The sequence below is a fragment of the Streptomyces sp. NPDC054757 genome, assembly GCF_053612185.1.
The window spans coordinates 250,072-263,322 of sequence record NZ_JBSHBW010000004.1 but is presented as its reverse complement, the minus strand read 5'-3'; the positions used below and the strand labels follow the sequence as shown (position 1 = coordinate 263,322).

Sequence of the window (13,251 nt, the reverse complement as noted above, 5' to 3'; positions counted from 1 at the left end):
CCGCTCCCGACCTGACCGGCCCGCCCGAAGGCGCTGAGCTTAGACTTAGCCAAGCCTTACCAACCTTCGGAATGGGTCAGATGTCAACTCCCGTGGCCCGCCGCCGCATCGCCTGGACGGCCGCCGCCGTCGTGGCCCTGCTGCTGGCGGTCCTGCTCAGCCTCGCGGTCGGGGCACGGGCCATCGCGCCGTCGGCGGTGATCGACGCGCTGCTGCACGGCGGGCACAGCAACACCGCCGAAGTCGTACGCCAACTGCGGGTGCCGCGCACCCTCATCGGCCTCATGGTGGGCGCCGCGCTCGCCCTGGCCGGGACCGTGCTCCAGGGCATCACCCGTAACCCCATCGCCGACCCCGGCATCCTCGGCATCAGCCAGGGCGCGTCCGTCGGGGTGGTGCTGGCCATCGCCTTCGCCGGGATCCACACCCTCACCGGATACGTCTGGTTCGCCTTCGCCGGGGCCGCTGCCGCGTCCGTCGCCGTGTACGCCATCGCCTCCCGGGGCCGCGGCGGCGCCACCCCGGTGAAACTCGCGCTGGGCGGCGCCGCGATCAACGCGCTGCTCGTCTCCGTGGTGCAGGCGGTCCTGACCACCAAGGCGTCGGCGCTGGACGAGTTCCGCTTCTGGCAGGTCGGCTCGATCGGCGGCCGGGACACCGATGTGGTGGGCCAGATCTGGCCGTTCCTGCTGGTGGGCGTGGTGCTGGTGGCCTCGGTCGCACGGGGGCTCGACGCGCTGGCGCTGGGCGACGACATGGCGCGGGGGCTCGGCCAGAAGGTCGCGACCGTACGCGTCGTCGGCGGGATCGGCGCCACCGTACTGACCGGCGTGGGCGTCGCCGCCGCCGGACCCATCGCCTTCATCGGCCTCGCGGTGCCGCACATCGCCCGTGCGATCGTCGGCAGCGACCACCGCTGGGTGCTGCCGATGGCGGCCCTCGTCGGCCCGGTGATGCTGCTGGTCTCCGACACCGTCGGCCGGGTCGTCTTCCCGCCGAGCGAGGTGCCTGCCGGGGTGATGACGGCCCTGATCGGGGTGCCCTTCCTGGTCACCCTCGTACGCCGGAAGGCGGTCCCGGCGTGACGTCCGCTGCGACGACGACCACCACCGCGCCCTCCACGGCCGCCGTGCGCCCTGCGGGGTACGCGCGGGTGCGGGCCGGGGGCGGCACCTTCCTGCTGCACCGGCGGGCGGCGGCCGTCGCCCTGGTGCTCGCCGTGCTGCTGGCCGCCACCTGTGTCGCGTACCTCTGCGTCGGCGAGGAGTTCATCGCACCCGGCGAGGTCGTCAGGGTCGTACTCGGCCGGCCCTCGCCCGACGAACTCGTCGTCGGGACCCTGCGGCTGCCCCGCATGGTCGTGGGGCTGCTGGTCGGCGCCGCGTTCGGGGTGGCCGGCGCCCTCATCCAGACCGTCGCCCGCAATCCGCTGGCCAGCCCCGACATCATCGGCATCAGCAAGGGCGCGGGCGCGCTCACCGTCGCCGCGATGTCCCTCGGGGTGACCTCGACCGCCGTCCTGCCGTACCTCTCGGTCATCGGCGGGATCACCGCCGCGGCCCTGGTGTACGTCTTCGCCTGGCGCGGCGGGCTGCACGCCACCCGGTTCGTGCTGATCGGCATCGGCTTCGCCATCGCGCTGGGCTCGGTCACCCAGCTCTTCCTGACCAAGGGCGACTACCTGGTCGCCCAGCAGGCCCAGATCTGGCTCACCGGCTCGCTGAACGGCCGCGGCTGGAGCCAGGCCGGGCTGCTCGGCTGGGTGCTGCTCGCGCTCGTACCCGCGGTGCTGTGGGCCGCGTACGCCCAGCGCACCGTCTCCATGGACGACGACACCGCGACCGCCCTCGGCGTACGGCTCGGGCGGGTACGGCTCGGACTCGTCCTGCTCGGCGTGGTGCTGGCATCGGTGGCCACCGGCGCCGCGGGGCCGGTGGACTTCGTGGCGCTGCTCGCGCCGCAGATCGCCCGCCGGATGACCAGGACCGCGCAGATCCCGCTGCTCTGCTCGGCGCTGACGGGCGCGTTCATCGTGGTCCTCGCCGATCTGCTGGGCCGCAAGCTCCTCGCGCCCACCGAACTGCCGGTGGGCGTCCTCACGGCGGCGGTCGGCGCCCCGTATCTGATCTGGCTGATCGCGAAGGCGCACGGTGCCCGCGGCCGCAGTGGAGGCAACGCATGACCGGGACGGCGACGAGCACGACCACGGGTACGACGACGGGCGGGGCGGCGGCCGGCACGGCGGCGAGCAGCAGGCTGACGGCGCGTGAGCTGACCCTCGCGTACGACGACCGCACCGTGGTCGACGGGCTCGACCTGGCGGTGCCGGACGGGCGGGTCACCGTGATCGTCGGGCCCAACGCCTGCGGGAAGTCCACCACCCTGCGGGCCCTGGGGCGGCTGCTCAAGCCGCGCAGCGGGGCGGTGCTCCTGGACGGCGCCGAGCTGGCCCGTACCCCCACCCGAAAGATCGCCCAGTCGATCGGGCTGCTGCCGCAGTCCCCCTCGGCGCCCGAGGCGATCACCGTCGCCGACCTGGTGGCGCGCGGCCGCCAGCCGCACCAGCACTGGTGGCAGCAGTGGTCGGACGAGGACGAACGGGCCGTCACGGGTGCCATGGAGCGCACCGACATCACCTCACTCGCCGAGCGCGCCGTGGACGAGCTCTCGGGCGGGCAGCGCCAGCGCGTCTGGATCGCGATGGCGCTCGCCCAGGAGACCGATCTGCTGCTCCTGGACGAGCCGACCACCTATCTCGACATCGCCCACCAGGTGGAGGTGCTGGACCTGGTGCGGCGGCTGAACAAGGAACGCGGCAGGACCGTCGTCGCGGTGCTGCACGACCTCAACCAGGCGGCCAGGTACGCCGATCACCTGGTCGCCATGAAGGACGGCCGGATCGTCGCCGAGGGGCCCCCGGGGGAGGTCGTCACCGCCCAGCTCGTACGGGAGGTGTTCGGCCTGGAGTCGGTCGTGGTCCCGGACCCGGTGACGGGGTCGCCACTGGTGGTGCCGGGGGCGCCTTGGGGCGGGGACGCGGGCGGGGGCCCGGTTTCCGGCTCGGGTGCCGGGGGCGGTGCCGGTGCAGGTGGGGCCGACGCGGGCGGTCGGGGCAAGCAGACGTGAGCCGCCGTAGGCAGACGTAAGCAGACGTGAGCAAAGGCCGTCCAACGGAACGAACGCCGTCGAAACGAACGCCGTCGAAAGGGCTCCTCATGAAGCACTTACTCCACCGTCGCCGTACCGTCGCATGCGCTCTCGTCCTCACCGGCGCGCTGGCTCTCACCGCCTGCGGCTCCGGTTCCGGCTCCGGCTCCGGCTCCGGCTCCACCAGCGGCAAGCCGTCCGGCGGGGCAGCCGCCACCCACACCATGAAGACCGCCATGGGCGAGGTGCGGGTCCCCGACCACCCCAAGCGGGTCGTCGTCCTGGACACCGCCGAGCTGGACTCCGCCATCACGCTCGGCGTGAAGCCGGTCGGCTCCACGCACGCCGATGTGAAGTCCGGCTTCCTGGACTATCTGCCCAGGGCGGATGTCGCGGGGATCAAGGACGTCGGCGAGATGCTCCAGCCCAACATGGAGGCCATCGCCGCGCTCAAGCCCGATCTGATCCTCACCAGCAAGGTCCGGCACGGCGACAAGTACGACCAGCTCAGCGCGATCGCGCCGACCGTCATGACGGAGAGCACCGGCTACCCCTGGAAGGCCAACTTCCGGATGCACGCCGAGGCGCTCGGCAGGCAGGCCGAGGCCGGAAAGGCCGTCGCCGCGTACAAGGCGCACGTCCGGCGCGTCGTGGCCGCGCTCGGCGGGCCGGCGAAGACGGCCGCCACGAAGGTCGGTGTGGTGCGGTTCGTGGAGGGCGCCGACATTCGGATCTACGGGAAGAAGAACTACATCGGCACGATCCTCGCGGACCTCGGCGTCGGCCGCCCGGCCATCACGGACAAGGCCAAGGACGGTTTCACGTACGACGTGAGCCCCGAGCGGATCGACCTGGCCAACGCGGATGTGCTCTTCCACTCCACGTACGGCGACCCGGCGAAGGCCAAGGAGACCCAGACCACCCGGAGCGGCCTGTGGAAGAACCTGACCGCGGTCAGGAACGGGAAGTCGTTCGGCGTCGACGACCAGCTGTGGATCCAGGGCATCGGCTACACGGCGGCGGACAAGGTCCTCGACCAGCTGCAGACGGACCTCACCGGCCGGTGAGCCCTGCCGGTACCGGCCGGTGATCCGTGCCGGTACCGGCCGGTGATCCGTGCCGGTACCGGCCGGCCGGAGGCTGTACCGGCAGGCCCGGACTGCGCGGGCCCGCTCAGCACGGTGCCGCCGCTCCCGTCGAGGGGAACGGCGGCACAGGGGCACGGTGAAGTGCCGTGGCTACGCGGTCGGCTCAGGCACCGGCCTGCAGGGCGCCGATCTGCGTACCGGCGTCCACCGAGAGCTTGCCGTCGGCGAAGGACTCGCCCGGGATCGTGCCGCCGCCGGGGGTCCGGAGCGTGAACGCGACCTCGTCGGCCGACGCGCCCTTGGTGCTGCTGGGCACCTGGATGTCGAAGTGGACCGGGTGGCCGGGGCTGAGGGTCACCGCGTGGCTCTGCGTGCCGTACGCCTTCGCGGAAACCCCCTTCAGGGAACCGTGGTTGTAGAAGTGCACACCGCTGGGCGATCCGGCCAGCTTGCAGGACTCCGTACCGGGTGCCGCGGTCAGCGTGACGCGGTAGTGGCGGTGCCCGGCGCTGGAGGCATCCGGAGTGATCTTCGCGGTGTGGTTCGCGGGGCGGCAGGAAGAGACCTTGACGCCGGTCGCGGCAGACGCGTGCGAGGTGGTGGACGCCTGGGCGACTCCCACACCCGCGGCTCCTGCCAGGGCGGTGGCGGCGACCGTCACGACGAACTTGCGAGTCATACCCATGGCCAGCTCTCCTTCTCTCAGCTCCCGGTCCGGCCGGTCGGCCGGCCGAACCCCTGTCTGAGAACAGCTTGCCCGCCGCACCGGCCAAGATCGTCACGAGAGAGCAACACGCCTGCTACAGACGTAAACGGGGACACAGGGGACGCGGCGGGGCAGCGGCGGACGTGACGGGCAGCGGCTGGAGCGACGGGCAGCGGCTGGAGCGACGGCGGGCCGGTGAGGGCGCGGGCCAGTGAGGGGGCGTTGGGGGCGACGGCGGGCCGGTGAGGGGGCAGGCCGGCGTGACAGCGGGCCGGTGAGGGGGCGGGCCGGTGAGGGGGCGTTGGGGGCGACGGCGGGCCGGTGAGGGGCAGGCCGGCCAGGGGGCGGCGGGGCGACGGCGGGCGCCGCCCTACGGCAGCCGTCTCCGCGCCCGCCACACCAGATACAGCGCAGACGCACCGGCGGCCACCCGCAGGACCACAGGCCACACCCCGGAGACCGCGTCGCCCATCCCGTGCGAGGGGATCGGCGTACCCCACCGTCCGCTCGACCGCCCCCACAGCCAGACGATCCCGCCCGTCAGAGCCAGCCCCGGCAGCCCGAACACCGCCCATTTCGCCTCGGCCCTGCTGAGCCTGCGCGAGACGTACGCGAGGAGCCAGCCCGCACCGAGCGCGATCAGCGAGCCCAGTACGGCGCCGACCACCAGCAGGACCGCCGCGAGCAGCAGGAACGGCGAGGAGAACCCCCCGGCGACGGCCCGCACGGCGCCGCCGCCCCCGGCGGCCCGGACTCCACCCCCTACGCCCCCGGACGGCCTGCGGCCGAGCAGGGCCCGGCCACGACGGGGTTCCGCCTCGACGGCCGCTCCCCCGGCGCCGCCCCCGTCGGTCTTCCCGGGAGCGGCATCCGTACCGTCCGCCCCGTCAGCGCCCTCGTCGGACTCGCCGGAATCATCGGACTCTTCGGACTCCGCGCCGGGCGGCGGTTTGAGTATCTCGGGGATCTCGACACCCCCGGTGAAGCCCGGCACCGCGTCACCGCCGCCGAAGGACCCCGGCTGGATGCGCCACCAGTCCGGATCGCCGCCGGACGGGCCCAGTTCGTCCTCGCCCGCGAGGTGCGGCGGTGCGGCGGCCGTCGAGCGCGGGGGCGGCGGCGCGGGCTTCTCTCCCCGGCCGAGCCCCCATCTGCCGCCCCCGGCACCGGTCTTGCCCAGACCGACCCGGCCGAGACCGGCCCGCGCCTGCCCGGCCGCCCCGTCCTGCCCGGCGCCCGCCGGATCGTTCCGCCGCGGGCGGGGCATCCGCCGCGCCCGGTCCCGTACCGGCTCGGGGTCCGGCTCCGCCACGCCCGCCGGCGGGCCCGCGCCCGTCGCCGCCGCCACCTGCTCGGCCGGTGTGCCGAGCCGGCCGAGGATCCGGCGCACCCCGGCCTCGCCGCCCGCGTCCGCCCCGGCGCGCTGCCGGTCGATCTCGCTGCGCAGCGAGGCGACGAGCCGCATCCGGTCGGCCGCGGTCAGTTGCCGCTGGGCCAGGTCGCCCACCCGGCTCAGATAGTCGTAGACGAGCTGATCGCTCTCGATCCCCACGGACTCGCACCCCTTCACGCCGCTCTGCACCGACCGTAGCTCCCCCACCGCACACCGTCCGTACTCCCGGCTCCCTCACGCGCTCTTTTCCCGCTGTCCTCCGCCGTCCTGCCCGCATCCCCGTGGACGAAGTCATCGGGTCCAACGTGGGGCGATGCGCCATCTCCCGGTAAATCTCAGTAACGTGGGCCGGATGGGACCCGTCCGCACGACCGGGAGGCGCACGTGCCGGAACGAACACGCAGCACGCCACCGCGCACCCTCGCGGAGGCTCTGCGCACCCGCGACGACGCATCCCTGACCGGACTGCTGCGGGCGCGGCCCGACCTGCTGACCCCGGTGCCCAGCGATCTCAGCCAGCTGGCGACCCGGGCGGGCACCCGTGCGTCGGTCGTCAGGGCGCTGGAACACCTGGACCGGTTCACGCTCCAGACCGCGGAGGCGCTCGCGGTCGCCCCCGACCCCGCCCCGTACGAGACGCTCCTCGCCCTGATGGCCGGTGACGAGCACGACCCGGCGGTCGTGGACGCGCTGCCCGGTGCGGTGGAGCGGCTCCGTGAACAGGCCCTGATCTGGGGCCCGGACGACCGGCTCCGGCTCGTCCGCACCGCCCGCGAACTCCTCGCGCCCTCCCCCACCCACCCCTCGCCGACCGGCCTCGGGCCGACCGTGGCGGAGGCGACGGTCGGGATGTCGCCGGGCCGCGTCCAGGAGATCGTCACCGCGGCCGGTCTCGCGGGCACGCATGACTCGGTCTCCGCGGTCACCGCGCTGACCTCGCTCTTCACCGACCGGACCCGGATGTCGGCACTGCTCGACGAGGCGCCGACCGAGTCGCTGAACGTACTGAGCAGGCTCGTCTGGGGCCCGCCGTACGGGGAAGTGGCCGCCGCACCGACCCGGCCCGTGCAGTGGCTGCGCGATCACGGGCTGCTGCTGCCCGCCAGCGCGCGCACGGTGGTACTCCCCCGGGAGGCCGCGCTCCATCTGCGCGCCGGGCGCGCGCACCAGCAGGCGGAACCGGTGCCGCCGCCGGTGGTGCCCGCCCGCGAGTACGGTCCACAGGCTGTGGACGCGGCGGCGGCAGGCCAGGCGTTCACCGCGCTCTCCACCATCGAGGACCTGTTCAAGGACTGGGACGAGGGCGGCCCCGCAGTCCTGCGCTCCGGCGGGCTCAGCGTCCGCGACCTCAAGCGGACCGCCACCGCCCTGGACGTGAGCGAGCCGCTCGCCGCCTTCTGGGTCGAACTCGCCTACGCGGCAGGGCTGCTGGCCCCGGACGGCGAGGCGGACGAACGGTTCGCCGCCACCCCCGCGTACGACCTCTGGCTCGACTCGCCGGCTCAGGAGCGCTGGGCCGACCTGGTCACGGCCTGGCTCACCGCCACCCGCACCCCCGGGCTCATCGGTGGCCTGGACCCCAAGGGCCGCGCCCTGTCCGCGCTCGGCCCCGACCTGGACCGCGCCGCCGCGCCCGAGGTGCGCCGCCGGATCCTGGCCCTGATGGCGACCCTTCCGGAGGGCGCGGCGCCCGACCCGGACTCGCTGCTGACCCGGCTGCGCTGGGAGCGCCCGGTGCGCGGCACCGCGTCAGGCCGCAGCGCGGGCCCCGGCCCGGCCGCGGACATCCCCACGGCCCGCCACACCCACGGCGCGAGCCCGGTCGGCGATCTGCGCTCGCGCATCGCCCAGTGGACGCTGAACGAGACGGAGCTGCTGGGCATCACCGGACGCGGCGCCCTCTCCACCCACGGCAGGGCGCTCCTGGGCGACGCCACGCCCGGCACCGGCCCGCACCCCGCCCCGACCCCCGCCGAACTGGCCGCCGCCCGGACCCGCGCTGCCGAAGCGATCACCCCGCTGATCCCGGAGCCGCTCGACCACGTACTGCTCCAGGCCGACCTCACGGCCGTCGCCCCCGGCCCGCTGGAACGTCCGCTCGCCGCGCTGCTCGGGGTCGCGGCCGACATCGAGTCCAAGGGCGGCGCCACCGTCTACCGCTTCACGGCGGGCTCGGTGCGCAGAGCACTCGACGCCGGACAGACCGCGGCCGACCTGCATGCCTTCCTCGCGGCCCACAGCCGTACGCCGGTGCCGCAGCCGCTCTCGTATCTGATCGACGACGTCGCACGCAAGCACGGCCACCTCCGGGTCGGGGCGGCCTCGTCCTACGTGCGGTGCGACGACGACGCGGTCCTCAGCGAGATCCTGGCCGACACCCGGGCCCAGTCACTGCGGCTGCGCCGCCTGGCGCCCACGGTGCTGGCCTCCATGGCCGACCCGGCCGGGCTGCTCGAAGGGCTGCGCTCGATGGGCTTCGCCCCGGCCGCCGAGTCCGCCGAAGGCGACGTCCTGATCACCCGCGCCCACGCCTACCGCACCGCACCGCGCACCGCGCCCGCCCCGGTCCCGGAGGGCCCGCCGGTCCCGGACGACGTCCTGCTCGGCGCGGCGCTGCGGGCGATCAGGGCGGGCGACACGGCGGCCACGGTGGTCCACGCCCCGGTGCCGGAACACGGGGACCTGCCCCGGACCCCTTCGGCCGAGACGCTGGCCACGGTCCAGGCGGCGGCGATGACGGGCGCGGCGCTCTGGATCGGCTACGTCAACGCGGAGGGGGCCGCCAGCAGGCGCGTGATCGCCCCGGTCAGGGTGGAGGGCGGTTTCGTCACGGCGTACGACCACACCGCGGACGACGTCCGTACGTATCCGCTGCACCGCATCACGGGCGTTGCGGAGCTGACCGACGACCCGGCCTGACGGCCGCCCACCAACGGGCCGCCGTGGCCGCGGACTTCCCTGCCGGGGACTTCGCCGGGGACTTCTGGGTCTTCTTGGCGGTGGCGGCGGTCTTCTTGGGCTGGGTCTTCTTGGCCTGGGTCTTCCTGGACTGAGTGCCCTTGGACTGAGTCCCCTTGGACTGGGTCCCCTTGGTCTGAGTCTTCTTGGCAGCGTTCCTGGCGGCGGTCCTGAAACCGTTCCCGGCGGCAGATGTCTTCTTCGCGGGGGCCTTCCGCGCGACGGGGGCCTTCTCGGTGGCGGGGGCCTTCGCGGTGGCGGGGGCCTTCTCGGTGGCGGGGACGTTCCCGCCCAAGGCCTCCTCGCGGCGGGCCCTCGTGGCCGCCCGCTGCCACCAGTGGACGCGCCGGGGGTGCAGCGCCCGCCCCAGCCGCCGCCCGAGCAGCAGATAGCCGAGCAGCGCGCCCGTCGTGTTGAGGATGACGTCGTCGATGTCGAACGCGCGCCCGGTGATGACCAGCCCCTGCGCCGTCTCGACGAGCAGCATCACGAAGGCGGTCACCAGCACCACCCGCAGCAGCCCGCGCGCCTTGGGGATGAGCACCGGCAGCAGCACCCCGAAGGGCATCCCCAGCAGCACATTGCCGCCGACCTGCTTCACCGTGTCGCGGAAGGCCGGCTGGTCGACGTACGTACGGATCGAACTGCCGGGGGTGAGATTGGTGTGCGTGAGGTCCACCGAGGCCACGGAGGGCACCAGCGTCACCTTGGCCAGCGCGACCGCGAAGCCCACCATGCAGACGAAACCGACCAATAACACCAGGGCGCGCATGAGAGTGGAGGCCCACGTACGGCGCTGAAGTCGCGGTTCGGAGTCCATGACGCGGCGTGTACCCCGGCGGGGATGCGCGACACCGCAGGTTCGGCCCTGCCGGGAAGCCGCGCGTGCCGGCCCCGGCTCAGGCCCGGGGGAAACCGGCTGTCAGGAGGTCCAGCAGCCGGGCCGGTGCGTCCTCCTGGAGGAGGTGGCCGGCGCCCTCGATCCAGTGCAGCTCGGCCTGCGGCACGCGTGCGTGCAGCCACTCCGCGTACTCCGGAGGAAGAATGCGGTCCTCGCGGCCCCAGACGAGCCGCACCGGAAGCGACATACCGCCGAGCAAGTGCTCGTACGCGACGGTGTCCGCCTGCCTGATCTGGCTGTACTGGCGGTAGAACGCGGCCTGCCCGGACTCCCCCCGCCACGGTGCGAGGAAGGAGTCGAGAACCCCGGGCCGGAACCCTGCCTGCGTCGCGTGCCGCAGATGGGCGGCCACCAGGGCCTCGTGCGCGTAGCCCGGAAGTTTCTCGAAGACCTCCCGGTGCTCCAGGAAGAGCTGGAAGAGTCCTCGCTCCCACTCGCCGCCGCTCACCGCGTCCAAGAGGGTCAGATCCCGATAGTCCCTCTCCTCCAGCAGCAAGGTCCGGAGCGCCACCGCCCCGCCGATGTCATGGGCGACGACGCTGGGGCGGGACAGCTCCCAGTGGTCGAGGAGCCGGGCGAAGTTCCTGGCGTGGGCCGCCAGGCCGAGGTCCTGGCCCTCGCGCTGGTCCGACTGGCCGAAGCCCAGGTGATCGAAGAAGAAGACCTTGCGGGTGCGGGCCAGCGCCGGAGCGATGTCCCGCCAGAGAAAGGAGGAGTACGGCGTGCCGTGCACCAGCACGACCGGGTCCCCGCTGCCGAGGGCCCCCCACCGCACCACCCCTTCAGGCGTCTCGAATTCCCCGTCGAGTGTCCAGTCGGTCATGGTCCAGTCCGTCATGGACCAGTCGGTCATAGTCCTGTCCGTCACGGTTCTCCTCTCCTGCCTCTCCTGTGCCTCTCCTGCCTCTGCTGTTTCAGGAACAACACCTTCCACTGGGAAGATGCCCCGATAGCTCCTCAGCAAGGGGCGGGTGTGCCCTGCTCACGACGGGTGTCCACCGTGGTGTCGCGTTCCCCGGCGGGCACCGGCGCCGACGGCACCGGCTCCCCAGAGCCCGGGCGAGGTAGAATTCTTCGTTTCGCGTGAAAGTCGTACGCAGAGGACAGCGCCTCATCCCGGCGCACCGGCCGGACAACCCCGAAAGCGGTCGGCCCGGGGCAGCGCCCCAGTCATGACAGGTGTGGCGGGGGTGACGGGTGTGCTGTCAGTCACAGGACGGTCTACTTCCGGAGGTATGTGTGTCCTGCTTGATCGTCCAGAGTGACAAAACACTGCTCCTGGAGGTGGACCACGAGCAGGCGGACGCCTGCCGTCGCGCCATCGCGCCCTTCGCGGAGCTGGAGCGCGCGCCCGAGCACATCCACACCTACCGGCTGACCCCGCTCGGCCTGTGGAACGCGCGGGCCGCCGGGCACGACGCCGAGCAGGTCGTCGACGCGCTGGTCGAGTACTCCCGGTACCCCGTACCGCACGCGCTCCTGGTGGACGTCGCCGAGACCATGGCGCGGTACGGCAGGCTCACGCTCTCCAAGCACCCCGTACACGGCCTGGTCCTCACCTCGACCGACCGGCCGGTGCTGGAGGAGATCCTCCGCTCGAAGAAGGTCGCCCCGCTGGTCGGCGCCCGGCTCGACCCCGACACAGTCGCCGTGCACCCGTCCGAGCGCGGGCAGATCAAGCAGACGCTGCTGAAGCTGGGCTGGCCGGCCGAGGACCTCGCGGGGTACGTCGACGGCGAGGCGCACCGGATCGATCTGGACCAGGAGGGCTGGTCGCTCCGTCCGTACCAGCAGCAGGCCGTGGAGAACTTCTGGCACGGCGGCTCCGGTGTCGTCGTACTGCCCTGCGGGGCCGGGAAGACCCTGGTCGGGGCCGGTGCGATGGCCGAGGCCAAGGCGACGACGCTGATCCTGGTCACCAACACCGTCTCGGCCCGGCAGTGGAAGCACGAGCTGGTGAAACGTACCTCCCTCACCGAGGAGGAGATCGGCGAGTACAGCGGTACGAAGAAGGAGATCCGCCCGGTCACCATCGCCACGTACCAGGTCCTGACGACCCGCAGGAAGGGCATCTACCCGCACCTGGAGCTGTTCGACTCGCGCGACTGGGGCCTGGTCATCTACGACGAGGTGCACCTGCTGCCCGCGCCGGTCTTCAAGTTCACCGCCGATCTGCAGGCGCGGCGGCGGCTCGGTCTCACCGCGACGCTCGTACGGGAGGACGGCCGCGAGTCGGACGTCTTCTCGCTGATCGGGCCCAAGCGGTTCGACGCGCCGTGGAAGGAGATCGAGGCGCAGGGGTACATCGCACCCGCCGACTGTGTGGAGGTCCGGGTCAATCTGACGGACACCGAGCGGCTCGCCTACGCCACGGCCGAGGCGGAGGAGAAGTACCGCTACTGCGCGACGACCGCGACCAAGCGGAAGGTCACGGAGGCGCTGGTCCGCAAGCACCAGGGCGAGCAGACCCTGGTCATCGGACAGTACATCGACCAGCTGGACGAGCTGGGCGAGCATCTGGACGCACCGGTCATCAAGGGCGAGACGACGAACGCGCAGCGCGAGAAGCTCTTCGGGGCGTTCCGCGAGGGCGAGATCAGTGTGCTGGTCGTCTCGAAGGTCGCGAACTTCTCGATCGACCTTCCGGAGGCGACGGTCGCCATCCAGGTCTCGGGGACCTTCGGCTCACGCCAGGAGGAGGCACAGCGCCTGGGCCGGGTACTGCGCCCGAAGGCGGACGGGCACGAGGCGCGGTTCTACTCGGTGGTGGCCCGGGACACGATCGACCAGGACTTCGCCGCGCACCGGCAGCGGTTCCTGGCCGAGCAGGGGTACGCGTACCGGATCGTGGACGCGGACGACCTGCTGTCGGGGGCGGCGGACGCGGGGGCGACGGAGCTGACGGATCCCATGGGTTCGACGGATCAGACGGGTTCGACGGGTCAGACGGGTCCGGCCGACGCGCCGGACTCGGACGACGGGCCGACTCCGTAGCGTTCCCGGGCGGCCAGGCGGGCCGGGCAGATCGGGAGGTCGGTCAGGCCGACCAGCCACATCC

At 73.0% G+C, this 13,251-nt stretch carries 10 protein-coding genes; 6 read left to right on the top strand and 4 right to left on the bottom strand.

The features are described 5' to 3' along the window. The first annotated feature begins 80 nt into the window (after nucleotides 1-80). The 4 genes from ACWGKJ_RS08190 to ACWGKJ_RS08175 all read left to right on the top strand — a co-directional run bounded on the left by ACWGKJ_RS08190 (nucleotide 81) and on the right by ACWGKJ_RS08175 (nucleotide 4,214). Nucleotides 81-1,085, top strand: coding sequence for a FecCD family ABC transporter permease (locus ACWGKJ_RS08190; RefSeq protein ID WP_385019338.1), 1,005 nt, complete (start codon nucleotides 81-83; stop codon nucleotides 1,083-1,085). Then, nucleotides 1,082-2,182 (top strand): FecCD family ABC transporter permease, encoded by a 1,101-nt coding sequence (locus tag ACWGKJ_RS08185; RefSeq protein ID WP_385019340.1) that lies wholly within the window; start codon nucleotides 1,082-1,084, stop codon nucleotides 2,180-2,182. The genes ACWGKJ_RS08190 and ACWGKJ_RS08185 overlap by 4 nt, the downstream gene beginning before the upstream one ends. After that, nucleotides 2,179-3,126 carry an ABC transporter ATP-binding protein gene (locus ACWGKJ_RS08180; protein WP_385019342.1) on the top strand — a complete coding sequence of 316 codons (948 nt, stop codon included), beginning with the start codon at nucleotides 2,179-2,181 and terminating at the stop codon, nucleotides 3,124-3,126. Before ACWGKJ_RS08185 ends, ACWGKJ_RS08180 begins: the two co-directional genes overlap by 4 nt. A gap of 89 nt (nucleotides 3,127-3,215) precedes the next feature. Next, a complete protein-coding gene (locus ACWGKJ_RS08175; RefSeq protein WP_385019344.1) occupies nucleotides 3,216-4,214 on the top strand; it encodes an ABC transporter substrate-binding protein in 999 nt (332 codons plus the stop codon). A gap of 184 nt (nucleotides 4,215-4,398) precedes the next feature. Here the strand turns inward: ACWGKJ_RS08175 and ACWGKJ_RS08170 are convergent, their stop codons facing one another. Next, nucleotides 4,399-4,920: a DUF4232 domain-containing protein gene (locus ACWGKJ_RS08170; protein WP_385019346.1), complete on the bottom strand. Its 522-nt coding sequence runs from the start codon at nucleotides 4,918-4,920 to the stop codon at nucleotides 4,399-4,401. A 391-nt stretch (nucleotides 4,921-5,311) separates the two neighbouring features. After that, a complete protein-coding gene (locus ACWGKJ_RS08165) occupies nucleotides 5,312-6,493 on the bottom strand; it encodes a hypothetical protein (RefSeq protein WP_385019348.1) in 1,182 nt (393 codons plus the stop codon). A 225-nt stretch (nucleotides 6,494-6,718) separates the two neighbouring features. Between ACWGKJ_RS08165 and ACWGKJ_RS08160 the strand changes: the two genes are divergently transcribed. Continuing rightward, on the top strand, nucleotides 6,719-9,253 hold the full coding sequence (locus tag ACWGKJ_RS08160; protein ID WP_385019350.1) for a helicase-associated domain-containing protein: 2,535 nt from the start codon (nucleotides 6,719-6,721) through the stop codon (nucleotides 9,251-9,253). On the opposite strand, the gene ACWGKJ_RS08155 is transcribed toward ACWGKJ_RS08160, so the two are convergent. Together ACWGKJ_RS08155 and ACWGKJ_RS08150 are read right to left on the bottom strand one after the other, a co-directional pair. Beyond that, complete coding sequence (locus tag ACWGKJ_RS08155) at nucleotides 9,216-10,112, bottom strand: VanZ family protein (protein WP_385019352.1); 897 nt, start codon at nucleotides 10,110-10,112, stop codon at nucleotides 9,216-9,218. The two genes, ACWGKJ_RS08160 and ACWGKJ_RS08155, sit on opposite strands and share 38 nt — an antisense overlap. 79 nt (nucleotides 10,113-10,191) lie before the next feature. Beyond that, nucleotides 10,192-11,016 carry an alpha/beta fold hydrolase gene (locus tag ACWGKJ_RS08150; protein WP_385019457.1) on the bottom strand — a complete coding sequence of 275 codons (825 nt, stop codon included), beginning with the start codon at nucleotides 11,014-11,016 and terminating at the stop codon, nucleotides 10,192-10,194. A 416-nt stretch (nucleotides 11,017-11,432) separates the two neighbouring features. Here ACWGKJ_RS08150 and ACWGKJ_RS08145 point away from each other — a divergent pair, with 416 nt between their 5' ends. Then, entirely contained in the window at nucleotides 11,433-13,187 is a 1,755-nt protein-coding gene (locus ACWGKJ_RS08145) for a DNA repair helicase XPB (protein ID WP_385019354.1), read from the top strand. Nucleotides 13,188-13,251 lie beyond the last annotated feature (64 nt).

Bases quoted from the DNA above. Each gene is read 5' to 3' on its own strand.
- ACWGKJ_RS08190 (WP_385019338.1), top strand. From the start codon at position 81: ATGTCAACTCCCGTGGCCCGCCGCCGCATCGCCTGGACGGCCGCCGCC.
- ACWGKJ_RS08170 (WP_385019346.1), bottom strand. From the start codon at position 4,920: ATGGGTATGACTCGCAAGTTCGTCGTGACGGTCGCCGCCACCGCCCTG.
- ACWGKJ_RS08175 (WP_385019344.1), top strand. From the start codon at position 3,216: ATGAAGCACTTACTCCACCGTCGCCGTACCGTCGCATGCGCTCTCGTC.
- ACWGKJ_RS08155 (WP_385019352.1), bottom strand. From the start codon at position 10,112: ATGGACTCCGAACCGCGACTTCAGCGCCGTACGTGGGCCTCCACTCTC.
- ACWGKJ_RS08150 (WP_385019457.1), bottom strand. From the start codon at position 11,016: ATGACCGACTGGACACTCGACGGGGAATTCGAGACGCCTGAAGGGGTG.
- ACWGKJ_RS08180 (WP_385019342.1), top strand. From the start codon at position 2,179: ATGACCGGGACGGCGACGAGCACGACCACGGGTACGACGACGGGCGGG.